Below are 21,567 nucleotides of genomic sequence, written 5' to 3'. Positions count from 1 at the left end.
TCGTGAAGAGTCGTGGAGTACAGGTTGCTGTAGTGACGGCGGCGGTCGTGGCCATGTGCCCGACGATCGCGGCGAACGCTGCGCCAGGCCCGGCACCGGCCCCCGCCACGATCCTTGGCTCGATCGACAACGGACCCGGTAGCTTCAGTGTCTATCGCACTGTCGACAGCGGGCAGCGACCCGCCGAAGCCGACAATTCCGCGTGCAACGACTACTTCGGATCCCCGCGCTCACTGACCGTGGTCGAGCGGCTCGACGCGCGGATGTACACCTTCACCAACGATCCGTCGACGGGCTTCCTGCTCGATCCCACCGCTCAGAACGTCGGACCGATCTACGTGTGCGACGGCCCGACCGTTGACGGGCAGGCGTTTCTCGACCAGTGGGGGGTGCTGACGGCCCCGGGTCTCGGCAGGTTGTCGATGAACGGTCCCTGCGGGCTCGAGTTCATGATCGGATCGCCAGGGCGCGGCGCCGTCGATTGTGTTCTGCGAGTGCAGCCCAACGATTCCGGGGTCACCGACGGGGTCGCGACCAGCAACTCGGTCGCCAATCCGCTTCGGTTGCCGGACGGTCGAACCGGGTCGTTGTGGACTCTGTACACGCTGGGCGAGGGAACTGCTCCGGTGGCAGAGCCCGTGCCGGGAACTCCGCAGCCGACAGGTTCGGTGAAGTACAGCGTCGGCCGCGAGGTCAATTCGGTCTCGACCGGCTCCACCCCTGCATGCCCGGGTGGAGTGCGCACTACGGAGATCCACTCGGTCTCGGTGGACCCGGCCACCGGAGCGGCATCGACCGAGCCGTCCGAGGATGTCGCCGCGAACGCGTCGATCTGCTATCAGAACCCGTCGACTCCGGACTTCGGCGCGTCGCTGAGTATCACGAGCTTCGGCGTCACACCTGCGCTCACGGCAACCTCGACCGGGCAATGCCGTCGTACCGATCTGGCTGTCGGAGCAGATACCGTGCAGCAGTCCTGTGGCTTCACTCTGCCACCGCAGCTCGGCCGCGGCTTGACCGGCGGGCAGGTGACGCTGAACGGCCTGGTTCCGACGAACGACGCGGCGGGGTCTGCGAATTCGGCAATCTGGACCACATCCTTCCTCGGTTCCATCGCTCCGCGATGACGCAGCGTCGACCCTGGATTCTCGTTGTGGCGGTGCTCGCGATCTGTTTCTCCGGTGTACCCGAGGCAGTAGCCGAGCCTGGCCCCACACCAGAGCCCCTCGGATACGGGCAGACGAGAGACATCGCGGGGGTTCCGCTGCCGGGGCAGCCCGAAGGGATGGCAGTCGATCCTGTGGACGGCAGCATCTGGTCGGGATCGAATCGCCCGAATTCGTCTGCGGACGTGTGGCATTGGGATTCGGAGGGTCGACTGCTCTCTACGTACTCCTTGATGGATCACGAACCTGCCGAGCACGGCGTCAACGGGATCACTCTCGACGGGGACGGTCGGGTGTACGCCCTCGACTACTCGGGTGCACGGGCCGTAAGGATCGATCCCGCGACCGGTACGCAATCGGTCTACGCGACATTCGCGAATCTGCCGATCTGTGCGGGGACCGTGAGCACTGCGTGCGAGCCGTCTCCCGTCGACCGGCCCGCGTGGCCGAACTGGGCCACTTTTGCCCCCGACGGAACCATGTACGTAGGCGACCTGAACCAGGCCACCATCTGGAAGGTACCTGCGGGTGGTGGGGCAGCCGAAATCTGGTATCAGAATGCCGATTTCGCGTCGATCTACAGTGTCAACGGTATGCAGTTCGACGCATCGGGTCGGCTGAACTTCGTGGTGACCATGTCGCTGACCCCGGACATCAGCACGATCGGCCGGGGTGTCGTCTACCGAATTGCGCTCGACTCCAACGGTTCACCCGGTCCCTTGGAGCGCGTAGCGGTCGTCGCGCAGGGTGACGGCTTGGCCATCGGAACGAGCGGTCGCATCTACCTGCCGATCTCGAACCCGCTCATCAATTCGATTCAGGTAGTGGACCCGAACAACGGGTCGATGGTGGCAGAGCTACCGACCGTGGTGGATCGCGTGGCCCGCTCGATTCCGTACTCGACCCCCGCGTCGGTCGCGTTCCGGGGAACCTCGTTGATCGTCTCCAACCACGGCCTTCTGGCGATCGACCCACGGCAATGGGCGATCTTCGAACTCGGGGTCGGAGAGACGGGATTGCCGCTGCACTATCCGACGGGTATTTCCTGACACCGGTGCTACCGTCTGCCGGTGAAGCTCACTCGTAACGAGCGGTGGAAGTTGATCGCGCTCGGTTCGGCGTTGGTCGTGGGGGCGGCGTTCATCGCTGTGCGGGTGGCGTCGGACGAACCGGATACGCCCGCGCCGGGTGCCGAGCAGGCCGTGGTCGCTGGGTCCCTCGACACCCCACCTGAGCCGGCGTGGACGGCGGACGTCCGCACGTTGTCGGACAACGGCGGCGACGTGTTGTTGGCCATGCCGACCGGCCTCGGCCAGTACTACGGCTACGGAGGATTCCTCAGCGGAGACGACGTGATGATCGGTGCGACCGGGTATCCGCTTCCCAGTGCAGATCCATCGAGCGGCACAGAGGTAGGAGCCGTCACCCTCGTCGGTATGAACCCCGCCAACGGTGCGCCACTGTGGAAGACGCCCATTGGGCGGGTGAGTCAGTGTGCGTCGGAACTGGAATCGGTGTTGCTTGCGTGCTGGGGTGATCGGCGCGTGGTGTCCATCGACACGTCCGATGGGGCGCTGGTCGCGGACGTCGGAACGGATTTCGATGTGAACGGTGCGCGAATCGTGGACCAGACCGTCTTCGTCTCTGGGAATCTGGACGGAACGCCGGTGTTGACGAAAGGGACTCCGACTGCAATCGAGTCCGACTTCCGTCGCACGTTCGAGCGGTTCGGCGACTTCTCCTCGGTGTACGTCACTCCGGATCGAAAGTCGGTGATATCGACGTCCAGGGGTGACGGCACCCCGCAATACATCTACAGCATCTTTGATCTCGACAGTGGCGCAGAGAGATTCACCTACGAGGGCGACTCGGTGCAGAGCGTCGGGAACGGCCTGTTCCTCTCCAGCATCGGAAGCGAATCGGGAACGGTCGGCACTCAGAATCTCCTGGCGGCAGACGGCTCGGTGATCCGAGCGATCCCGCGTCCGTCGTACGGAACGTCGATGTATCCGAGCAGCCCACTGAATCGGCCGCCGATGTTCCTGGGAGACGGTGCCTACGACCCGAACAATGGCGACGAGTTCTGGCGGAATCCAGCGATGGTGCAGTCGGAGTTCAGCGGGACACAGTCGGCTGTCGCCGCGGTGATCGGCCGCGTTGTCATCGTCACCGATCCGGAGGCGAAGACGCTCACCGGTCTCGACATCGACGACGGCACGGAGCGTTGGGTGACGCCGTGGGAGGACGCGTACTGGGTGCGCGGGGGACTGACCGACGGGAAGAGCTTCGTCTTCGGTGACTATCAGGGCACGCATTCCATCGACGCCCGCACCGGTGAGATCGGATGGTCGATCCCACAACCCGAGGGTGTCGACCCGGCTCGGGTGGTGGTGTCCACGGCGGCCGGCCACATGACCAGGTCATGGGACAACCAGTTCACGGTGTGGAAGTGAGCGGGATCCGTTCGCTTGACCCTCACACAGTGTGAGAGAGGATTCTTGTCAGGGTCATGTTCAGTATCGGAGAGTTCGCATCCATCGGCCGGGTCTCGGTTCGCATGCTTCGGCATTACGACGAGATCGGGTTGTTGACTCCTGCACGGGTCGATCCAATCACCGGTTACCGCTCGTACGACGGCTCGCAGTTCGAGGTTCTGGGACGCATTCTCATGTTCAAGGACCTCGGGTTCCGGCTCGACGAGGTGACGCAGGTCGTGCACGCTGAGGTCAGCGACGGCCGTCTACGCGAGATGCTCGAGGCCAAACGAGATGATGTCGCCCGTCGACTCGATCTCGACGCCGCTCGCCTGCGTCGCATCGATGCGCGACTCTCCCACACCGAAGGGATTTCGATGATCACCGTGGACACCAAATCGTTGCCGGCCACTCGCGTTGCTGCCGTCACCGAGACCGCCGCCGGTTACGGCCCGCAGAACATCGGCCCGGTCATCGGCCCGATGTATGCCCAACTCGCACAGTCTCTCGGACGGCACGGCGTCGACTTCGGCCCTTCGTCGATCGCCATGTACGAGGCCGTCGACGATGGAGACGGCACGGGCATCACCGTGCACGCCGCGTTCGAGGTGGGACCGACCGTCACCACAGCAGAGGGGTACGAAGTTCGAGAACTGCCGCCGGTCGATCTGGCTGCGACGACCGTGCACCACGGGTCGATGGCCACGATCGGTGAAACGTGGGAGCAGTTGATGGCGTGGATCGAGACCAACGGCTACGAGCTCTCGGGCGTCTGCCGGGAGTTCTACCTGGTGTCGGAGCCACAGCCGCAGGAGAACTGGGTCACCGAACTCCAGCAGCCGGTGGTCCGACGTCAGGACGCCTGAGCGAGCTCGACGAGTGCGGTGCACTGGCAGCCGCCGGTGACCTCTTCGCACTCGAGCACCAGGAAGTGACGGACGTACTCGAGGTCCACGCAGTCCGGCTCCGTACACTCCGCACCGCCGACCGCGTGGATCACGAGTGTGCCGTGGCAAGTATCGAAGCTGGTGGACACGCGAATTCCCTTCTGTCGTTTCTCCTACATCCTTGATATCACCGGGCTCCGACAAGTTCGGGAGAAGACCAGCGTGTTCGACGCCTGAGCTGGGGCGACCCCCGGTCCTCATGGTAGGGCTGGCCCTACCTCACCTCGTGGGTTCACAGTGGGGACGCCCCGGCAACTGCCCACTTACGCTCAATCGCATGAACCAGGCATTATCGATTCCCCTGAATCCGCTCAGAGCATGGATTTCTCGACAGTGGTGGCTGGCCATGGCCTCGCTGCTCGCGACAACCTTGGCCGGCCTGGGCGGTTGGCTGATCGTCGGTCTGCTCGTCCTTGCGGTGTTCGCATTGCCGTTCGCCCTCAGTGGTGTGCTCGTGTTCGTGTTCACGATCGTGGTCCTCCGGTGGCTGGACATCGCGGCGCGGGCCGGCATCGGCGTCACCAGTGGCTTCGAGATCACGAGACCTGCGGCCATTGTCTATCCGACCAGCTGGCAGAAGTTGGTGTGGTGCGTCCGCGACATCGGGTTGTGGAAGTCGCTGGTCTACTGGATCATTCGCATTCCGATCTCGGCCGCTCTGCTGTTCTTGCTGCCGGCGTTGTTCCTGGCCCTTCCCATTCTGGCGGCGGCACCGGTCGCGTGGTTGGTCACCGATCCCGAGGGCACCGGATTGGAGATCGCCGAACGGGTGGACTTCCCGTTGGTTGCGTTGGCAGGTGCAGCAGCTCTGGTGGTGCTCGTTGCCGGCGTTCCTCCTCTGACAACGCTGCTCGCAAAGCTCGATTGGTGGAGCGCAGCAGCGCTTCTCGGGCAGTCCGAGTCGAGCAAGCGGGTGGACGAATTGACGGTCAGTCGCGCTCGCGTCGTCGACGCGGCCGATGCCGAGCGGCGACGCATCGAACGAAACCTGCACGACGGAGCCCAGCAGCGGCTGGTCTCGGTGGCAATGTCATTGGGTCAAGCGAAGTCTCGTGTATCCGCCACCGATGACGTGGTATTGAAAGGCTTGCTCGACGATGCACACAGAGAAGCGAAGAACGCGATCGGGGAAATACGGACCTTGACGCGCGGACTGCATCCCCCGATTCTGACCGATCGTGGACTCGATGCGGCACTGTCGTCGGTCGCGGCCTTGTGCACAGTGCCGGTGACCATCGAGATCGATCCGACCCTCACCGGCGAGCGGCGTCTCGACGCCACTGCCGAATCAACGGTGTATTTCGTCGTATCCGAGGCCTTGACCAATGTCGGCAAACACGCCGGCGCGAGCCACGTGCAGGTGGACGTCGTCCGCGGTGAATCGTCCATCGCAGTGACTGTGGTCGACGACGGCTGTGGCGGTGCGCATCTCGAGCCCGGCGGTGGACTGGCCGGACTGGCCGACAGGCTCAGTGGAATCGACGGAACGCTGACGCTGACCTCGCCGTCCGGTGGACCGACACGAGTGGAGGTGACCATCCCGTGCGAGTGATCATCGCCGACGACTCGGTGCTGCTGCGTGAGGGTGTTGCGCGGCTGTTGGTCGACACCGGTGCCGAGGTGATCGGCAAAGTAGGCGACGCGGGTCAGCTCCTGACGCTGATGTCGGCCACCGACCCCCTGCCCGACGTCTGCGTTATCGACGTTCGGATGCCTCCCACATTTCTCGACGAAGGCCTGCGAGCAGCACTTGTCATTCGTGAGCGATGGCCCGACGTCGGGGTACTGGTGCTCTCGCAGTACGTCGAGGAAACGTATGCGGCCGAACTGATCCGGCAGAGCACGGACGGCGTCGGATATCTGCTCAAGGATCGTGTTGCCGATGTCGACGAATTCGCCGACGCGGTACGAACCGTCGCCGACGGGGGAACGGTCATCGATCCCGAAGTGGTACAGCAGATCTTGGCGCGCGCACCACGATCCGATCCACTGGATTCGTTGACACCCCGAGAGCGAGACGTGTTGACGGCCATGGCCGAAGGCAAGTCCAATGCCGGCATCGCGGCCACCCTTGTCGTCGGTCAAGCGGCCGTCGAGAAGCACATCGGAAACATCTTCGCCAAACTCGGTTTGCTCGGTGACAGTGCTGATCACCGCCGGGTCATGGCCGTACTACGATACCTGGGAGCAATTCGATGAATCGAATTCCATTGTTACGCAACGTTGTGGCGATCACCACCGCGGCGGTGGTGATCGGCCTGGCCGGCGCGGGAACGACAGCCGCGATCGCGCTCGGCTTCTCCCTTCCGAAGACTCAGGACTACGACTACTCGGCCGACCACGCGGTCGACGGCTCGCAATTGGCCGTGTCGACCGGCTTCGCCCATCTGACGTTCGTACCCAGTCCTGATGATTCGCTGCATGTTCGAGCTCACGGCATCTATCGAGGAGACAGTCCCACCATCGATATCGGTGCGGACGGATCGACCGTCGCGGTGGAATGTTCGTACGACAAATACGGATCATGCGACGCCGACGTCGAAATTCAGATACCGGCGGATCTGACCGTGACGGTCGACGGTGCAAACGGTGACGTCATGTTGTCCGATGTCGCTGCTGACGTGGACATCTCGACAGCGTCGGGATCGGTGTTCGCTCGTGGATCGGCCGGAACGCTGCGCATCGACACGCGTTTCGGAGACGTGAAGATCAGCGATGCCACGGCCACCGCTGTCGAGGTGAGTACGACCTTCGGCGAGATCACCGTCGAATCTCGAACTGCGCCGAAATCGGTGAAGACACGCAACGTGATCGGTGACACGACGATCGGTCTCCCACCCGCCGACGCCTACGCCGTGGACGCGGCATCCGAGAAGGGTGACGTCTCCGTCGACGTCATCAACGACCCGAGATCGCCGAAGACGTTGTCCGCCCACAGCGAGGAAGGGCAGATCACGGTGCGGCCACGGTAGAGCGCCTCAGTGACTGCGGCGCCACGCACTGAACGAACGGACCGAGGATGTGGTGGGACGCGTCAGCCAAGGCCACGGATGCAACTCGACCGGGTTGATGGCGTCGGCGATGCGGGAGAAGCCGGGTACCGGTGCCCAGGTGGCGGCCAAAGACCGTCCGGAGAGCTCATCCGAGACTCGGCCGCGACGTACCTCCAACGGCCGGGTCGACGCGATCTCGCCGAGCGTCTCGGCGAGGAAGACCAGGCGCTTGCCGGAGAGCTTCAGTTTCCGGAGGAGTGGCTCGTCGAACACGAAGACAGCAGGTCGATCGGTATCCGCAGCCATGGCGGGGTCTGCGGTGCCGAGCGATTCGGCGGTCAGCCAGACCTGTTCTGCACCATCGCCTTCCACGTGAGCGGGGCCTGCGGGTACCGGGGCCTTGTTGAGATCTGGGCCGTCGACCGCTGGGCCGAGATCGTCGTCGGGCCAATTCTCGATGGGGCACGCATCTTTCAGCGCACAGTTGCGGCACAGCGACGGGGCACGCTTGGTCACCTGCCATCGACTGAAGCCGTAGACCTTCCCACTTCCCGTGCCGACGGTCCACTGCCAGCCGAGGCGGTTGGCAGCGCGCGAGCCGTCGAGTAAGTGGGCGAACATCTCGTCCTCACCGTCGCGCCACGTCGCTCCGGCGCGGACTGCCCACTGGGAGGCCAGCCACATGCGAGTTTGGTTGACGAGCCAGCCGTCGTCCTGCAATTCACCCACGACCGAGGACATGCAGTTCATTTCCTCGGCCCAGGGCTGCGCCGTCCAGTTCTGCGGCCGCGGTTGCTCACGTCGCAGAGATTGCCCGAGGCTTGTGCCGACTCGGGCGTAGAGGTGGCGTGCGTACTCCTGCCACATGAGCTCGTCGCGGTACCGGGAACGGTCGCGAGAGGGAGCGTCGGCTACTGCGTCCCAGACTTCTCGAAGCGTCAGCAGTCCGTGGCGGATGTACGGCGACATGCGGCTTGCGCCGCGGCGATTCACCGGGAGAACGGTGCTGCGGTCGCGGGCGTAGCCAGTGATGTCCAGCCCGGCCAGTGCCATGTCGGCAGCCGACTGCCCACCACGGATGCCACCTGGGGTGATGTCGTCCGCCCCCTCGAGGGTCAGATCACCCAGATGCTCAGCAACCCAGGCGACGACGTCGTCGGTGGTGAAGCCGTCGGCAATGGACGGGGGAGGAGGTAGCTCGGACATGCCGTCGGACTTCCCCGTCGGCCCGGAAGGGAAACGCAGCTGTCAGGGGCGGGGCAGGCGGCGGTGGAGCGGGTTCGATGTCGTCCTGGTTGCGGATCGGCCCGCGGCCGGCAGAGATGAGACAACTGCAGGCGTGGCCGCGGTGGCGCGAGAGGCGTCGTGTGCCTTCATTGCAACACTGTTTCCTCTGCCGAGGGCAGGAGAAGAGATCTGTCGTGCAGCTGCCTCGCCGCACTCCGGGCACGACACCTCGCCGGGAACGTCGGCCATGGCGAAACGCTGCTCGACGGGTGCGCAACGCTGTGCGCAGCGGAAGCTGTAGGTGGGCACGCATCCGAGAGTAGCGCGATGCGGCGCATCAGCAACGTTCCAGCACAACGTCATACAAGATTTACACGTCAGAATCGGCCGGATGCGCCAGAACGGTGCAATGATCGAGGCAGGAGAATCCGCGCAACCGGAGGTGCCTCGTGCCCGAACTGCTGTTTCCGCTCGACTCGACGAAGAGTTTCACCGAACAGGAGATCGTCGGCCACAACCGATGGCATCCCGATATCCCGGCGGCGGTCACAGTCAAACCCGGCACGTCGTTTCGGGCGCACTGTCGCGAATGGTTCGACGGGGCCATCCACAACGACGATTCCGCCGAGGACATTCTGAATGCGCCGCTCAACAACGTGCACACGCTGTCCGGACCGTTCCACATCGAGGGAGCCGAGCCCGGTGACCTGTTGATCGTCGATATTCTCGACGTCGGTCCGATCCCGCAGGAGGACTCGGGTCCGCTGGCCGGTCAGGGCTGGGGTTACACGGGCATCTTCGCCAAGCAGAACGGTGGCGGGTTCCTCACCGATCGATTCCCCGATGCGTACAAGGCAATCTGGGATTTTTCCGGTCAGACCACCACCTCTCGCCACGTCCCGCACGTGAAGTACACGGGAATCACCCATCCCGGCCTGATGGGGACTGCGCCGTCGGCCCAGTTGTTGGCAAAGTGGAACGCTCGTGAAGGTGCGCTGATCGCCACCGATCCGAACCGTGTCCCGCCGCTGGCTCTGGCGCCCGAACTCGACGGTGCCATCCTCGGTTCACTGAGCGGTGACGAATTCTCCCGCGTTGCAGGTGAAGCCGCGCGCACGGCACCGCCCCGCGAGAACGGCGGAAATCAGGACATCAAGAACCTCACCAAGGGCACCCGTGTTTTCTATCCGGTGTTCGTGCCGGGGGCGAAGTTGTCGTTCGGCGACTTGCACTTCTCGCAGGGAGACGGAGAGATCACGTTCTGTGGGGCCATCGAAATGGGCGGCTTCATGGACCTGCACGTCGACCTGATCAAGGGTGGCATGGAGACCTACGGGGTGAGCGAAAACGCGATCTTCATGCCCGGCAACACCGCACCGCAGTACTCCGAATGGATTGCCTTCTCGGGTATTTCGGTGACCGTCGACGGTGAGCAGAAGTATCTGGACTCCGATCTGTCGTACCAGAACGCATGTATGCACGCGATCGACTACCTCACCAAGTTCGGCTACAGCCCCGAGCAGGCGTACCTGCTGTTGGGATCGGCCCCGATCGAAGGACGCCTGTCCGGGGTGGTCGACATCCCGAACTCCTGTGCCACGGTGTACATCCCCACTGCGATCTTCGACTTTCCGATAGCGCCTTCTGCCAGCGGTCCGTTCCAAATCGACCCTGGAATGGGAGCTCCTCGGGCGCAGTTCTGATCGACTTCGCTCGAGATGTCGCAACTGTGGATGCTCGAGGATATGGAACCGTGGCCTGACGAGCCCGCGGTGGGCGCGGTGTGCACACCCACGACCTTGTGGGCGTCACCTGACTCGATGGACCTGCCGGCCGAGGTGTGCAGCGATGTGCCCGCTCGGGTCGAGGCCGTCACTGTGGACGGGCGAACGGAGTGGGTAGCGCATCTCGGCAACGGTTTCACCACCATGATGGGCGACGGCAGCGTGGTGGGTGACGTGATATTGCACGGCTGCCTGGTGTGGGACAGGTACCTGTGGTTGGACTTCAAGACAAGACCGCAGGGTAGCGTCCGCGTCCTGGATCGGGCGGGATTCCTCGCACAGCACGAGGAACTGTCGCCGACGCGTCACCCTGGCATGTTCAGCGTGACGCCGTACGGCCGAATGGAGTATCGCGAACACGGCTCATTGCCAATGAACTTCGGTGTGCAGTGGAACGTGCTCCTCGTCGAGACCGTCGCGCCGGGCAGCTAGTGGGTCGGCCGGTTCAGGTGGTAGTTATCGGTCGTCACCACCTGGTCGACGCGGACCGGCCGCGATTCGATCTCGGTGAGCGCCAGGATGCCGGCAACGGTCTCCGTGCTGCCTCCGAGGTAAGCACGGGGGAAGTCGAAGTGCTGAGCCATGCACCACGCGTGGTCGGCGGGCCACCACAGATTCGGCGACAGTCCCTCGAGCGTGTCGGCCGCGCGCGAGACCGGTCCCCTCAGCAGGAAATAGTTGTAACCGGCGATGTCCGCGGTAGGTGCCGTATCGCGAACGTCGTCGAGCGCGGTGTTGCCTTCCCAGACGGCGAACCAGCAGTCATTCGGTGTTGTCGTAGTTCGAGTGAGCACTTCGAGAACGGCTGTGAGCTGATCACGCCAGGGTGCAACAGGTTTCGCCGGAGTCGGATTGGGTGTGCTGGCACGTACGGGATACAGGATGCGTACATAGGCGTCGAACACAGTGGGGACAAGCGAGCCCACCGTGGTCGTCGCGACGCCGTCGAGGTTGTCCTCCACCCACTGCGCCTCCGAGACATCCTGCTGCAGATCGTTATCCGACCATTCCGCCTGATCGGTTCGCGATTCCATAGACCAGACGCTACCGACATCCGGTGTGGGTTGGTCGACCCATACCGCAGGCGAAGAATGGTTAGGTGACGGATCCTGCCTGCCTGCTTCGCCCACGCCACAGCGCTGCCAACGTCGCGCCGGTCGGGATCAGGAACGCTGCGTACGGTGCCGCAACCGCCCACTGTTCCAGTGACGACAATTCGGGACTCCAGGTGTCCGGGTCGCGAAGGACTGAACCGCCAAAGATGGCAACGACCGATTTCAGCACCATCAACAGGTAGAAGGCCATCGTCAAAGTCAATCCAACGGTCGCATACCAACGGCCGTGACGGGGACTGTCGGGTGAGGCGAGCTCGAAGCCTCCGCTTACGGAGAAGAAGGCTGCTGGAATGAGAATGACCAATCCTGCTGCCGTAGTGATATTCCAGGTGCTCACGACGTCGCCGATGGCGTCATAGCCGATACCCAGTGCGCCCGCAGTCAAGCTGATGCACCACCAGGCGAGGGGAAGTGTTCCCGCCACGATCACCCAGCGACGAACTCCGCTCGTGCGATTCGGAAGGGTCGGCATACTTTCATTCTCCACCAGTGTTGTTGGGTAGATTTCGGGTCGGGAGCCGGAATGGTCGTCATTGCGTTGTCGTATGTGTGTTCGAAAACTTGCCGGTGGGTCGCGATAGGTTCTGTTGATGCTTTCGGGGGACGGCGGATCAGGGGTGGACGGCATCGAGACGGTGCCGCCTCCCCCTGAGGTGTCCGATCCAGAATTGTCGGTGCTGGTGGATCGTGTCGAGTCCGCCGTCGCCGAGCTGGCCGAACAGGCGTCGGTGTCGTGGACGAATGCCGACCGGCGGGCGGTGATTCAGCGGATGGACGCTCTCACCAGGTCCGTGACGGCCTATTCGCACACCAGGCTCAACGAATTGATCGCTCAGCACGGCCTCGACGTGTATCCGGGGTCGGTGCCGTCGTCGGTGGCGTGGATGTTGCGGATCACCCCACGATCGGCCGGGGCTCGGGTGCGTCTGGCTGAGGAGTTGGGGGATCGCACCGCGTTCTCCGGCGAGGTCCTGCCGCCCCTGTTGCCGAGGACCGCGGACGCGTTGCGGGCGGGGTTGCTCGATGACAAGCATGTACAGATGATCCGCGAGTTCTTCCGCCATCTGCCCTCGAGTGTCGATCCGCAGACGCGGGATCTCGCCGAAGTGCAGTTGGTGGGGTACGCGTCGACCAGACGGCCCGACGACTTCGCTCCGTTGGTGGCGCACCTGGACTCGATCCTCAACCCCGACGGCGATCACGACGAGGACGACGACGAAGACGAGGACGGGAAGCCGAAGCCGCCCAAGCGGCGGGATGCGTTCTTCTACCTCGGGGAGCAAGGTGCCGACGGAATGTCGGAAGGCAACTTCTGCGTCGACCCCGAACTGCGGGCCTACCTCGAAGCGTTGTTCTCCAAAGCCGCGAAGCCGGGGGTGAACAATCCTGCCGACCCGACGTCGGTCGTCCGCGAGGATGAACGGAGCGATGAGACCAGCGGCGACGGCGGACCGCAGCCCGAGCCCACTGGCGATGGTGGCGGGTCGAGTGATGCCGGGTTACGGGGCTCCGGTGACGGCAGAGACGATGACGACCGGTGCGGTGACGACGGGTGCGGTGACGGCGGGTGCGGTGACGAGTGTGGTTGCGGCACAGAGCTAGAGGGCACCGCTGGCTCCGATAACACCGACGGTTCCGACGGTTCCGACGACGCTGCAGGCTCCGACAACGCTACTGGACCCGGCGCCCACCCCGGATCCGACACCACCGTCGACGATGACGCACCGGACACCGCGGCGCGCGACGCCGCCGCTGCTCGTGATCGACGCCCTCAACGCGAACGCCATCACGACGCGCTCAAAATGGCACTCCGGCACACCCTTGCCTCGGGCACCCTCGGCACCCATCGCGGCCTACCCGTCACCGCGATCGTCACCATGACCCTGAAAGATCTCGACGCCGGCTGCGGTTACGCGATGACCGCCACCGGATCCCGCGTCTCGATTCGCGACGCCATCCGCATGGCTTCGCACGCCCACCATTACCTGACGATCTTCGACGACGACGGCAGAGCCCTGTACCTGGGCCGATCCAAACGCATCGCCTCCGCCGACCAACGCATCGTGCTCATCGCCCGCGACCGCGGCTGCAGCTTCCCCTCGTGCACCCGCCCGGCGACCTGGTGCCAAGCCCATCACCTCGACGACTGGGTCGAGGGCGGACCCACCGACATCGACTCCCTGACCTTCGGCTGCGACATGCACCACGCACTCGTCGGCACCGGGCCCGGCAAGTGGGCGACGACCAAAACCGGAGCAGGACATCGATATCCGGGCCGCACGCTGTGGCACCCACCCACAGGAATGGACCCCAGGCGCCGCGGGCTCATCAATCACGCACACCACCCCGAAGAAGTCCTCTACCCACCCGACCACCACCACGACACCGGCGACACCGGGGACGAGGAACCGCGACAACCCGCATGACGACCTGCACCAGCGTCAGGGCACAGCCCTGCCTGTCGTCGGTACATGGCAGCCGCTCCGCGACGGCCGCGGAGACGGATTCAGCTATATCCAAGGCGACATCGTCCGCGGAACTTTACGCCGGTAGCCACCCGACCCGGTGCTTGACGGCACGGGGCACCACCTGGAAGGACCGCCCCTGATGTCCGCTCAAGCATGGGTCACTCTGATCGTCGGCGTACTCGCCGTCGTCGGCGTCGCCCTGACAGTCCGCCAACGCACCGTGGCCGACAAACGCGCCCAAGCCTGGCAACGGATCACCTGGTGCCTCGAACGCACCACCAGCGACAGCGACACCGAAGCCGAACTCGGATGGGACATCTACGCCACCGTCATCGACTCCGCCCTGATCACCCGAACCGAGCAAGACGTCCTGGTCGCGGTCTCCGATCGAGCTGCAGCCCGACGCGCACTGGCGGACCAGGACCGAACCGAGGACACTGACAACCAGAACGAGCAGGAGGACCCACGATGACTACGACCGAAAAGCGCACCGACCGCCCGGCCGAGCGTCCCCGAGTCGCCGCCGCAGCGGCCCGCGCCTCGATCGCGCTCCGCGAACGGACCGGCCGCGAGGTACCGCAATGGCTTCGTGACACCGCCGAAGGGCGCCCGACCACCCCACCCGCCGACCTGACCTGACACTCACAGCCCGCAGAACCCGACAAGGCCCGCACCCCGACACACCGGGGGCGGGCCTTCTCCGTTGCCCAGGGACGGACCAGCGGCGCGCGGAGGACCGGGCCACCCTGCGGGCGTACGCGATTCGAACTCCGCTGCCCTGCACCCCGTCGGTGCCGATCGCAGCGATCAGGTCGGGCAATTCCGCGTCGGACGCCGCCCACACAGGTCAAGCCCGAAAATTAGTAGAGCTCCCGAGTCGCTACTGCGTACGGTAATCGGATGATGGTTCTCGCGAGCAGGACTGCGGTGTTGTCGCCGCCGGTCTTCTTCGTCTGGAAGGCACTCATGCGCCCAGAAGTGCATCCGAAGAATCAGGGGTTCGCCTGGCCGGTGATGTTCGAGGGTGCCGCTCTGCCTCGAATCGTCGAGAGCAGCGAGTTCGACCGCGTCGTCTGGAGCTCGCCGTGGCCGAGTCTCCCCGACATCCTGTTGCAGTTCGACCTGACTCCGGAAACTCGTCTGCGCTGGACGCTGTTGGCCCACACGCCGGCACCCGATCAGCAGGCCGTCGAGTGGCTGCGCGACCAAGTGAGCCATCTGGTGAACACCGACCTGCGCAACGCGATCGAATTTTGAACTGTCATCTGTTGCCGCCGCTGGGTCCGTAGAGATATCGCTTACCGACGGCGAACCAGAGGATCGGCCCGACGATCGGCAGAATGAACGCGACGAATGCCCACGCCAGCTTGGTCACTAACCCTGTACTGGGATCACGGAGGATCGATAGCAGCGCCATAGCGAACAAAGCTAGGGCAATCACGCCGCCGGCAGAGGTCATGCTTGGGAAGCTACCTCACTCCGCGCTGCGGACCACCTCGATCAGCCTGTTCGCGAAACTGGTTGCGGTGATGACCAATCCGTTGTTCAGTTGAGGATCCAGCACCGCACTGCGACCCGCGGCCACAGCGGGGAGGTTCCGCCAGGCTTCGATACCGTCGATCTGGCGGGGATCGGTGGTCTGATGGAAGATGAACTCCGCGTCCGCGATCTGGTTCAGATTCTCGACCGACAGGCGATAGTTCCCCTCCTCGTCCTCGGGGTTGTTGTGCAACACAGTGAATCCCATGTCCGCGGCTACCGCATTACCGAGGTAATTGGTCCACACGATCACGTATCCCTTCGCAACCGGTTCGCTGGTGATCAATGCGATCGTGCGCCCGCTCGTGACCGCGGCCGCGTCGTCGATGATCTGGTGGTACTCGTCCAGACGCGGTCGGACTGTATCGAGTAGACCGATGGCCGAGAACTGGTCGACGGTGTACTGCTCGAAATCGGGTTCGTTCACCTCGACGGGGAGGACCGGCGCAATCTTGGTGAGTTGGTCGTTTCCGTACCAGTCGAGTCGCCATCCGTTGGCACGCATCACGATGAGATCGGGCGACAGCGCAGCGATCTCTTCTGCCGTCGGACCGTCGGGTCCACCGATGACATGGGTCTGCGCGTCGAGTAATCCCTCGAACTGCCCCGCGGGCCGTGTTCCGGGAGCAAAAGTATTCCCGGTTGCGATGACGGGATATTGAGCGAGCAAAGCGAATTCGAGATCTCCCCGTCCCTCCATCACGATAGCCCGGGTAGGGCGTGCGGGAACGGTGACATCGAATCCGTCGCCCGTTATCCGCACTGTCTGCGAGGTCGCGGCCGCCGTGTCCTGGCCCCGAGGCGAGCAGGCCGCAGCGAGTGCAACCGCCCCGGCAGCCAGGAAGAACCCACGGCGGTCGAGCGTTGTGGACGACATAATTCGAGATGGCATTGGGATAGGCTACCCTTTGTTTCGGTGCACGTTAAACCGTCTCCTTTGGACGTGCTCGTCCTGTTCATGCCGATTTCCGGTGCGCTGATCTGGTTCGTCGCTCGTCCACGAGACTCCGATACCCATCAGCGCACGAGTTCGTAGCGGGCCAGCCACAGCCCCGGCAGAACCTGTTGATTCTCGGTGTGCACGAAGCCGAGGGATTCGTACAGTCGACGAGCCGGCGCATTGTCTCGCCCGGTAGCCACCTGTATGCGTTGTCCCACAATCGAATCGATCATCACCTCGACCAACGCCCGTCCGATGCCCTGGCGATGTGCGTGCGGAGACACCACCAGACGGTCGATCTCGGAACCGGACCACGCTGCGGCACCTAGGATTTCGTCGTCTGCGCACGCGACGAGCCAGTGGACCTGTGCAGCACACAGATCGTTCACCGACTCGTGCAGCAGCGGGATTCGGTCGTCGCCTATAAGTCTCGCTTCGACTGCATACGAGCTTTTCTGCACTGCGAGAATCTGCCCGGCGAGGGGCCGATCTGCGACGGGGTCGACGCGAACGATCTCAATAGCGACCACCGGCGGGTGCCGGTAGGGCATCGAGTGCGGCGAGCTGCTCCCCGCTCAACACCAGCGAGGCTGCACCCGCGTTCTCGTCCAGACGCGAGGTGCGTCTGGTACCGGGAATCGGGACCACGTGCTCACCCTGCGCCAGAACCCACGCCAAGGCCACCTGCGCCGGTGTCGCACCGAGCTCGTCGGCGACGGCTGCGATAGCGTCGACGATCACGAGGTTCGCATCGAGGTTGTCCTGGCTGAAGCGTGGCAGCCGAGCTCGAAAATCGTCTGCGGCGGGCGCAGTTCCGCGGAAGTTGCCGGTCAGGAAGCCGCGGCCCAGTGGCGAGAACGGCACGAATGCCGCACCGTTGTCCTGCGTCCACTTCAGCGACGTGGCGAGGTGGTCGCGCGTCCACAGCGACAACTCCGACTGCACGGCCGAGATCGGATGCACCTGCTGGGCCCGATCGAGCTGCTCGACGGTGAACTCCGAAACGCCCAGTGCGCGAACCTTTCCGGCCTGCACGGCCTCGGCCATCGCGCCGATGCTGTCTTCGACGTTTACCTCAGGATCGGGACGGTGCAGGTAGTACAGATCGATGTGGTCGACGCCCAGGCGGCGCAGCGAATCGTCGATTGCCGAACGTAGATGCTCCGGCTTGCCGTTGGGGCCCGAAATGACCGGCTCTCCGGCGTCGCCAACGTGGGAGACGAGACCGCCCTTGGTCGCGAGGATCACCTCGTCGCGTCGGCTACCGATGGCCGCACCGACGACCTCCTCGTTGGTGAACGGTCCGTACACATCGGCCGTGTCGATGAAATTCACACCCAGGTCCAAGGCGTGCCCGATGACGTGGTCGGGGGACTGTGTCTGATCGTCGGCCTTGTATGCCCAGGTCATTCCCATGCAGCCCAAGCCGATGGCACCCACCTCTGGGCCGTCGTTCCACAGGGTTCGTGTCGTCCGTGCGTTCATGCACTCGACCATACGACGGTAAAAGCATTGTCGCTCGAACTCACCGGGCGACTAGCATCGCCGCATGGCTCTTCCGCACTCGAAGGTGTATTTCGGCGATCGCTTGGTGGACGCGCAGGACGCGACGCTGGGGGTCGCCACCTCGGCAGTTCTGTACGGGCTCAGTGTCTACACGGTGTTCCCCGTGCAGGTGGACGGTGATCGGCGTACCGCCTTCCGGCTACTCGATCACTACCAGCGGCTCGTCGAATCCTGCAAGATCATCGGTATCGACACGTTTGCCTCGCAGTGGACGTTCGAGCGATTCGTACAGGCGACACGGGACGTGGTTGCCGCCAATGACCCGACGACCGAGGTCTACGTTCGAGCCACCGTTCACGTCGACGAATCGATCCCAGGAACGCGGGTGCGTGGGCTGCACACCACGGTGTCCATCTTCCTGTACGACGCTAATCCCATTGTCCCGCAGGATGGGATGCGATTGAAGACGAGTGTGTGGCGGCGAATCCCGGACTACGCCATTCCGTCACGCGCCAAGGTGAACGGCGCATACGTCAATTCTGTTCTGGCGAAACAGGATGCGATCGACAGCGGCTTCGACGACTGCATCTTCCTCGACATCAACGGCCACGTCTGCGAGTTGAGTGCCGCGAACATCTTCCTCGTCCGGAACGGCATGCTCGTCACCCCCGATGTCACCAGCGACATTCTCGACGGCATCAACCGCCGAACCATCCTGACCCTTGCGCGCGAAGAAGGACTGACGGTTCAGGAGCGCACCGTCGACCTCACCGAGCTGTACATCGCCGACGAGGTCTTCGTGTGCGGCACGTCGGCTGGGGTTGCCCCGGTATACGAAATCGACGGTCGAGCAATAGGAACCAAGGAGCACGGTCCAGTGACGTCGACTCTCCGTAAGCGTCACCAGGCCGCGCTCACCAACGACGAGGTACACGGCTGGGTGAGCGTGTTGTAACCGCTACGCGGGGCAGGTCGAGGTGAGTCCGGCGATCAGTGCTTCAGTGGCCGGCTGTTCGAGTGGATCGACGGCCGGATTCGGAGCTGCCGCGGTCCAGGCCAGCGATACCTGACGCTGTCCGTCGGGGCTCGAGAATGCGAAGGTGCGGTAGCCGAACCCATTGCCGCGCTGGCCGAACACGAGCTCGCCCGATCCCGGGTTGCACGCGTCACCGCCAAGCAGCAGGCCGAGTCCGTAGCCGGTCGGTGTGACGACTTGCATCTCGTCGATCAGATTCTGCGGGAGCAAAGTGCCGTCGAAGAGTGCTCGGAAGAAAGTATTCATGTCTCCGACGGTCGAGACCACGGCGGCACCCGAGGACCAGATGCCGGCGTCGAAATCGGTGACGTCGGTGTAGGTTCCGTTCTCGGCAACGTATCCGTGCAGGGCGTCGTCGGCGATGGCGGCATCGGTGGGGTAGGTGGTGTCGTTCATCTGCAGCGGATCGAACACTCTGTCCCGCAACGATTGTCCGATGGACTTGCTGTCCACCTCGACGATGATGCGGCCGAGTAGAACGTAGTTCGTGTTCGAGTAGCTGAACTCCTGACCGGGCTCAGTCGTCCAGGGCATGGCCAGGGCCTGGGAGATCAATTCGTCGTCGGTAACCGAATCGGCGGAGCGTGCGGCAATCTGCTCCGCAGAGTCGAAGCCGACCAGGTAATCGGGTATGCCGCTGGTGTGATCGAGCAACTGACGGACGGTGACCGGCTTGGGCAGCAGGCCGGGTAGCAGCTCGTCGACCTGCTGATCGAGCTGAAGCTTCCCCTCGTCCACAAGTTGAAGCAACACGGCAGCAACCATCGACTTGGTGATGCTGGCGATTCGGACCGGGTCATCTGCGGACGCAGCCTCGGTACCGTCGCGCTCGACGAGGCCGGCGGCTCCCGACCACGAATTCTCGCCGTCGCGTACCTGCGCAACAGCGGCGACGGATCCAGTATCGACCAGCGCGTCCAGGGCAGCCTGCACGTAGTCGGTTCTGATGTTCCCGCTCGACGTCGTCGTAGTGGTCGCCTGGACGGCCGATGGCTCGTCGGACGATGTGCATCCACTGAACAGCAGGGACGTCGAGACGGTGAGGGCGGCGAGGACTCGTAGCTTGCTCATGTCTTCGACGCTATCGCCGTGCAACCGAGAATTTCAGTGTCAAATGTCAGTGATTCTCCCTGTCCGGGATAGCGGGAAGCAGAGCACGAGTGTGTATATCGCGTTGCACGGCTTCGATGAACACGTCTGTGTCCAGTACGGCTTTCGCGTTCAGCGCACTGTACGACACTGCAACGGAGTTGCTGTCTCGCTCGCGATCACCGATGACCGCGATGTACGGGTCGCGATGAAGTCTCGCACTCCGAATACGTCCGCCCAGTGAACCCTCCTCGAGAATCTGGGCGCGAACCGATGCATCGTGCAGTCGGGCGACCAGGTCCCGCGCCGCCCGCGAATGCGAACTACCCACGGAGATGACGGCCACCTGCCGCGGAGCGAGCCACGGTGGCATCCGACCTGCATGACGGTCTATCAGCATGGCGGTAAGTCGTTCCATCGACCCGAGAACCCCGCGGTGAATCATCACCGGTCGGTGCTTCTCACCGTCGGACCCGGTGTATTCGAGGCCGAACCGCTCGGGCTGATTGAAATCGATCTGCACGGTCGACACAGTCTCCTGATGACCGGCGACCTGTACATCTATCTTCGGTCCGTAGAAGGCGGCATCTCCCTCGCCGACGGTGAACTCACGATCACCCAGTGCCGCGCGTAGCTGCCACTCGGCGGCACTCCACTGCGCGGTGTCACCCAGGTAGCGTCCAGTCCTGCCCCGGACCGACAGTCTGAACAACGGAACGAGTCCTAGTACGTGGTAACATCTTTCGATGGAGGCGAGAGCCAGTCGAACTTCGTCTCCAACCTGATCCGGGGTGCAGAACACATGCGCGTCGTCGAGTGAGATCTGCCGAACTCGGGTCAATCCGCCCAGCACACCGGATAGTTCACTTCGGAACATCGACCCCAGCTCCGATATTCGAAACGGAAGGTCGCGAAAGCTGCGCCCACGGGCATCGAAAACCTGGGTGTGGTGTGGGCAATTGGCCGGTCGTAGAACGAATTCCTCACCACCGATGCGCATCGGTGGGAACATATCGGCTGAAAATTTGTCCCAGTGGCCAGACCTCTCGAACAGCGAGCGTTTCGCCAGAACCGGCGTGTACACGCCGAGACAGCCCGAGCGCGCTGATTCCTCGACCGCCAGTCTCTCGAGTTCCGCTCGGATGATTGCGCCGTCAGGGAGCCAAACGGGTAGACCGGCACCGATGGCCGGGCTGGTTGCAAACAAATCCAACTCGCGACCGAGCTGGCTGTGGTCGGACTTCATGGGTACTCCACTTCTGCTGTGGCCCAGAAGAAGTGCC

At 63.8% G+C, this 21,567-nt stretch carries 25 protein-coding genes; 14 read left to right on the top strand and 11 right to left on the bottom strand.

What is annotated here, in order from left to right:
* Positions 1–2 precede the first annotated feature (2 nt).
* From QM797_RS02040 to QM797_RS02025, 4 genes are read left to right on the top strand one after another with little or no spacing between them, the layout of a single operon-like run.
* Positions 3–1,127: a hypothetical protein gene (locus QM797_RS02040; protein ID WP_283273456.1), complete on the top strand. Its 1,125-nt coding sequence runs from the start codon at positions 3–5 to the stop codon at positions 1,125–1,127.
* Entirely contained in the window at positions 1,124–2,215 is a 1,092-nt protein-coding gene (locus QM797_RS02035; RefSeq protein WP_283273455.1) for an SMP-30/gluconolactonase/LRE family protein, read from the top strand. Before QM797_RS02040 ends, QM797_RS02035 begins: the two co-directional genes overlap by 4 nt.
* Positions 2,216–2,236: 21 nt before the next feature.
* Positions 2,237–3,619: a PQQ-binding-like beta-propeller repeat protein gene (locus QM797_RS02030; protein WP_283273454.1), complete on the top strand. Its 1,383-nt coding sequence runs from the start codon at positions 2,237–2,239 to the stop codon at positions 3,617–3,619.
* Between the two features lie 56 nt (positions 3,620–3,675).
* Entirely contained in the window at positions 3,676–4,506 is an 831-nt protein-coding gene (locus QM797_RS02025; protein ID WP_283273453.1) for a MerR family transcriptional regulator, read from the top strand.
* Here QM797_RS02025 and QM797_RS02020 read toward each other — a convergent pair.
* Positions 4,494–4,676, bottom strand: coding sequence for a hypothetical protein (locus QM797_RS02020; RefSeq protein ID WP_230592311.1), 183 nt, complete (start codon positions 4,674–4,676; stop codon positions 4,494–4,496). The two genes, QM797_RS02025 and QM797_RS02020, sit on opposite strands and share 13 nt — an antisense overlap.
* Before the next feature lie 188 nt (positions 4,677–4,864).
* On the opposite strand from QM797_RS02020, the gene QM797_RS02015 reads away from it, so the two are divergent.
* The 3 genes from QM797_RS02015 to QM797_RS02005 are packed head-to-tail and all read left to right on the top strand — an operon-like array spanning position 4,865 to position 7,559.
* Positions 4,865–6,139, top strand: a complete 1,275-nt coding sequence (locus QM797_RS02015) for a sensor histidine kinase (RefSeq protein ID WP_283273452.1) — start codon at positions 4,865–4,867, stop codon at positions 6,137–6,139.
* Entirely contained in the window at positions 6,130–6,786 is a 657-nt protein-coding gene (locus QM797_RS02010) for a response regulator transcription factor (protein ID WP_283273451.1), read from the top strand. The genes QM797_RS02015 and QM797_RS02010 overlap by 10 nt, the downstream gene beginning before the upstream one ends.
* A complete protein-coding gene (locus tag QM797_RS02005) occupies positions 6,783–7,559 on the top strand; it encodes a DUF4097 family beta strand repeat-containing protein (protein WP_283273450.1) in 777 nt (258 codons plus the stop codon). The genes QM797_RS02010 and QM797_RS02005 overlap by 4 nt, the downstream gene beginning before the upstream one ends.
* A gap of 6 nt (positions 7,560–7,565) precedes the next feature.
* Here QM797_RS02005 and QM797_RS02000 read toward each other — a convergent pair whose 3' ends face one another.
* Together QM797_RS02000 and QM797_RS01995 are read right to left on the bottom strand one after the other, a co-directional pair.
* Complete coding sequence (locus QM797_RS02000) at positions 7,566–8,786, bottom strand: FAD-binding domain-containing protein (protein ID WP_283273449.1); 1,221 nt, start codon at positions 8,784–8,786, stop codon at positions 7,566–7,568.
* A gap of 42 nt (positions 8,787–8,828) precedes the next feature.
* Positions 8,829–9,116 (bottom strand): FmdB family zinc ribbon protein, encoded by a 288-nt coding sequence (locus tag QM797_RS01995; protein ID WP_283273448.1) that lies wholly within the window; start codon positions 9,114–9,116, stop codon positions 8,829–8,831.
* 140 nt (positions 9,117–9,256) lie between these two features.
* Here QM797_RS01995 and fmdA point away from each other — a divergent pair, with 140 nt between their 5' ends.
* Together fmdA and QM797_RS01985 are read left to right on the top strand one after the other, a co-directional pair.
* Positions 9,257–10,510, top strand: a complete 1,254-nt coding sequence (gene fmdA, locus QM797_RS01990; protein WP_269601724.1) for a formamidase — start codon at positions 9,257–9,259, stop codon at positions 10,508–10,510.
* Positions 10,511–10,552: 42 nt separating this feature from the next.
* Positions 10,553–11,023, top strand: coding sequence for a hypothetical protein (locus QM797_RS01985; RefSeq protein ID WP_283273447.1), 471 nt, complete (start codon positions 10,553–10,555; stop codon positions 11,021–11,023).
* On the opposite strand, the gene QM797_RS01980 is transcribed toward QM797_RS01985, so the two are convergent.
* Both QM797_RS01980 and QM797_RS01975 read right to left on the bottom strand, forming a co-directional pair.
* Entirely contained in the window at positions 11,020–11,625 is a 606-nt protein-coding gene (locus QM797_RS01980; RefSeq protein ID WP_283273446.1) for a hypothetical protein, read from the bottom strand. The genes QM797_RS01985 and QM797_RS01980 overlap by 4 nt on opposite strands.
* 61 nt (positions 11,626–11,686) lie before the next feature.
* Entirely contained in the window at positions 11,687–12,178 is a 492-nt protein-coding gene (locus QM797_RS01975; protein ID WP_283273445.1) for a hypothetical protein, read from the bottom strand.
* Between the two features lie 118 nt (positions 12,179–12,296).
* Here QM797_RS01975 and QM797_RS01970 point away from each other — a divergent pair, with 118 nt between their 5' ends.
* The 4 genes from QM797_RS01970 to QM797_RS01955 all read left to right on the top strand — a co-directional run bounded on the left by QM797_RS01970 (position 12,297) and on the right by QM797_RS01955 (position 15,431).
* Positions 12,297–14,132: an HNH endonuclease signature motif containing protein gene (locus QM797_RS01970; protein WP_283273444.1), complete on the top strand. Its 1,836-nt coding sequence runs from the start codon at positions 12,297–12,299 to the stop codon at positions 14,130–14,132.
* A gap of 181 nt (positions 14,133–14,313) precedes the next feature.
* On the top strand, positions 14,314–14,646 hold the full coding sequence (locus QM797_RS01965) for a hypothetical protein (RefSeq protein WP_283273443.1): 333 nt from the start codon (positions 14,314–14,316) through the stop codon (positions 14,644–14,646).
* Positions 14,643–14,813, top strand: a complete 171-nt coding sequence (locus QM797_RS01960) for a hypothetical protein (RefSeq protein ID WP_283273442.1) — start codon at positions 14,643–14,645, stop codon at positions 14,811–14,813. Before QM797_RS01965 ends, QM797_RS01960 begins: the two co-directional genes overlap by 4 nt.
* A 261-nt stretch (positions 14,814–15,074) precedes the next feature.
* Positions 15,075–15,431, top strand: coding sequence for a hypothetical protein (locus tag QM797_RS01955; protein ID WP_283273441.1), 357 nt, complete (start codon positions 15,075–15,077; stop codon positions 15,429–15,431).
* A gap of 4 nt (positions 15,432–15,435) precedes the next feature.
* Here the strand turns inward: QM797_RS01955 and QM797_RS01950 are convergent, their stop codons facing one another.
* From QM797_RS01950 to QM797_RS01935, 4 genes are all read right to left on the bottom strand, one after another.
* Complete coding sequence (locus tag QM797_RS01950; RefSeq protein ID WP_283273440.1) at positions 15,436–15,633, bottom strand: PLD nuclease N-terminal domain-containing protein; 198 nt, start codon at positions 15,631–15,633, stop codon at positions 15,436–15,438.
* A gap of 15 nt (positions 15,634–15,648) precedes the next feature.
* Positions 15,649–16,605, bottom strand: a complete 957-nt coding sequence (locus QM797_RS01945; RefSeq protein WP_283273439.1) for an ABC transporter substrate-binding protein — start codon at positions 16,603–16,605, stop codon at positions 15,649–15,651.
* A 125-nt stretch (positions 16,606–16,730) separates the two neighbouring features.
* Positions 16,731–17,183 (bottom strand): GNAT family N-acetyltransferase, encoded by a 453-nt coding sequence (locus QM797_RS01940; protein WP_283273438.1) that lies wholly within the window; start codon positions 17,181–17,183, stop codon positions 16,731–16,733.
* Positions 17,170–18,138, bottom strand: coding sequence for an aldo/keto reductase (locus QM797_RS01935; RefSeq protein WP_283273437.1), 969 nt, complete (start codon positions 18,136–18,138; stop codon positions 17,170–17,172). The genes QM797_RS01940 and QM797_RS01935 overlap by 14 nt, the downstream gene beginning before the upstream one ends.
* Positions 18,139–18,202: 64 nt before the next feature.
* Here QM797_RS01935 and QM797_RS01930 point away from each other — a divergent pair, with 64 nt between their 5' ends.
* Positions 18,203–19,114: an aminotransferase class IV gene (locus tag QM797_RS01930; protein WP_283273436.1), complete on the top strand. Its 912-nt coding sequence runs from the start codon at positions 18,203–18,205 to the stop codon at positions 19,112–19,114.
* Between the two features lie 3 nt (positions 19,115–19,117).
* Here the strand turns inward: QM797_RS01930 and QM797_RS01925 are convergent, their stop codons facing one another.
* Together QM797_RS01925 and thrS are read right to left on the bottom strand one after the other, a co-directional pair.
* Positions 19,118–20,266 carry a serine hydrolase domain-containing protein gene (locus QM797_RS01925; protein ID WP_283273434.1) on the bottom strand — a complete coding sequence of 383 codons (1,149 nt, stop codon included), beginning with the start codon at positions 20,264–20,266 and terminating at the stop codon, positions 19,118–19,120.
* A 46-nt stretch (positions 20,267–20,312) separates the two neighbouring features.
* Complete coding sequence (thrS, locus tag QM797_RS01920; protein ID WP_283273433.1) at positions 20,313–21,530, bottom strand: threonine--tRNA ligase; 1,218 nt, start codon at positions 21,528–21,530, stop codon at positions 20,313–20,315.
* Between the last annotated feature and the right edge of the window lie 37 nt (positions 21,531–21,567).

Source organism: Rhodococcus sp. IEGM 1381, assembly GCF_030056795.1.
Lineage (GTDB): Bacteria > Actinomycetota > Actinomycetes > Mycobacteriales > Mycobacteriaceae > Rhodococcoides.
Note: the sequence above shows the minus strand (reverse complement) of the source record. Positions and strands in the feature narration are given on the sequence as shown.

Coding starts and splice junctions, on each gene's coding strand:
- QM797_RS02035 (WP_283273455.1), top strand. CDS start 1,124: ATGACGCAGCGTCGACCCTGGATTCTCGTTGTGGCGGTGCTCGCGATC.
- QM797_RS02025 (WP_283273453.1), top strand. CDS start 3,676: ATGTTCAGTATCGGAGAGTTCGCATCCATCGGCCGGGTCTCGGTTCGC.
- QM797_RS02015 (WP_283273452.1), top strand. CDS start 4,865: ATGAACCAGGCATTATCGATTCCCCTGAATCCGCTCAGAGCATGGATT.
- QM797_RS02005 (WP_283273450.1), top strand. CDS start 6,783: ATGAATCGAATTCCATTGTTACGCAACGTTGTGGCGATCACCACCGCG.
- QM797_RS02000 (WP_283273449.1), bottom strand. CDS start 8,786: ATGTCCGAGCTACCTCCTCCCCCGTCCATTGCCGACGGCTTCACCACC.
- QM797_RS01985 (WP_283273447.1), top strand. CDS start 10,553: ATGGAACCGTGGCCTGACGAGCCCGCGGTGGGCGCGGTGTGCACACCC.
- QM797_RS01980 (WP_283273446.1), bottom strand. CDS start 11,625: ATGGAATCGCGAACCGATCAGGCGGAATGGTCGGATAACGATCTGCAG.
- QM797_RS01975 (WP_283273445.1), bottom strand. CDS start 12,178: ATGCCGACCCTTCCGAATCGCACGAGCGGAGTTCGTCGCTGGGTGATC.
- QM797_RS01970 (WP_283273444.1), top strand. CDS start 12,297: ATGCTTTCGGGGGACGGCGGATCAGGGGTGGACGGCATCGAGACGGTG.
- QM797_RS01965 (WP_283273443.1), top strand. CDS start 14,314: ATGTCCGCTCAAGCATGGGTCACTCTGATCGTCGGCGTACTCGCCGTC.
- QM797_RS01960 (WP_283273442.1), top strand. CDS start 14,643: ATGACTACGACCGAAAAGCGCACCGACCGCCCGGCCGAGCGTCCCCGA.
- QM797_RS01955 (WP_283273441.1), top strand. CDS start 15,075: ATGATGGTTCTCGCGAGCAGGACTGCGGTGTTGTCGCCGCCGGTCTTC.
- QM797_RS01950 (WP_283273440.1), bottom strand. CDS start 15,633: ATGACCTCTGCCGGCGGCGTGATTGCCCTAGCTTTGTTCGCTATGGCG.
- QM797_RS01945 (WP_283273439.1), bottom strand. CDS start 16,605: ATGCCATCTCGAATTATGTCGTCCACAACGCTCGACCGCCGTGGGTTC.
- QM797_RS01935 (WP_283273437.1), bottom strand. CDS start 18,138: ATGAACGCACGGACGACACGAACCCTGTGGAACGACGGCCCAGAGGTG.
- QM797_RS01930 (WP_283273436.1), top strand. CDS start 18,203: ATGGCTCTTCCGCACTCGAAGGTGTATTTCGGCGATCGCTTGGTGGAC.
- QM797_RS01925 (WP_283273434.1), bottom strand. CDS start 20,266: ATGAGCAAGCTACGAGTCCTCGCCGCCCTCACCGTCTCGACGTCCCTG.
- thrS (WP_283273433.1), bottom strand. CDS start 21,530: ATGAAGTCCGACCACAGCCAGCTCGGTCGCGAGTTGGATTTGTTTGCA.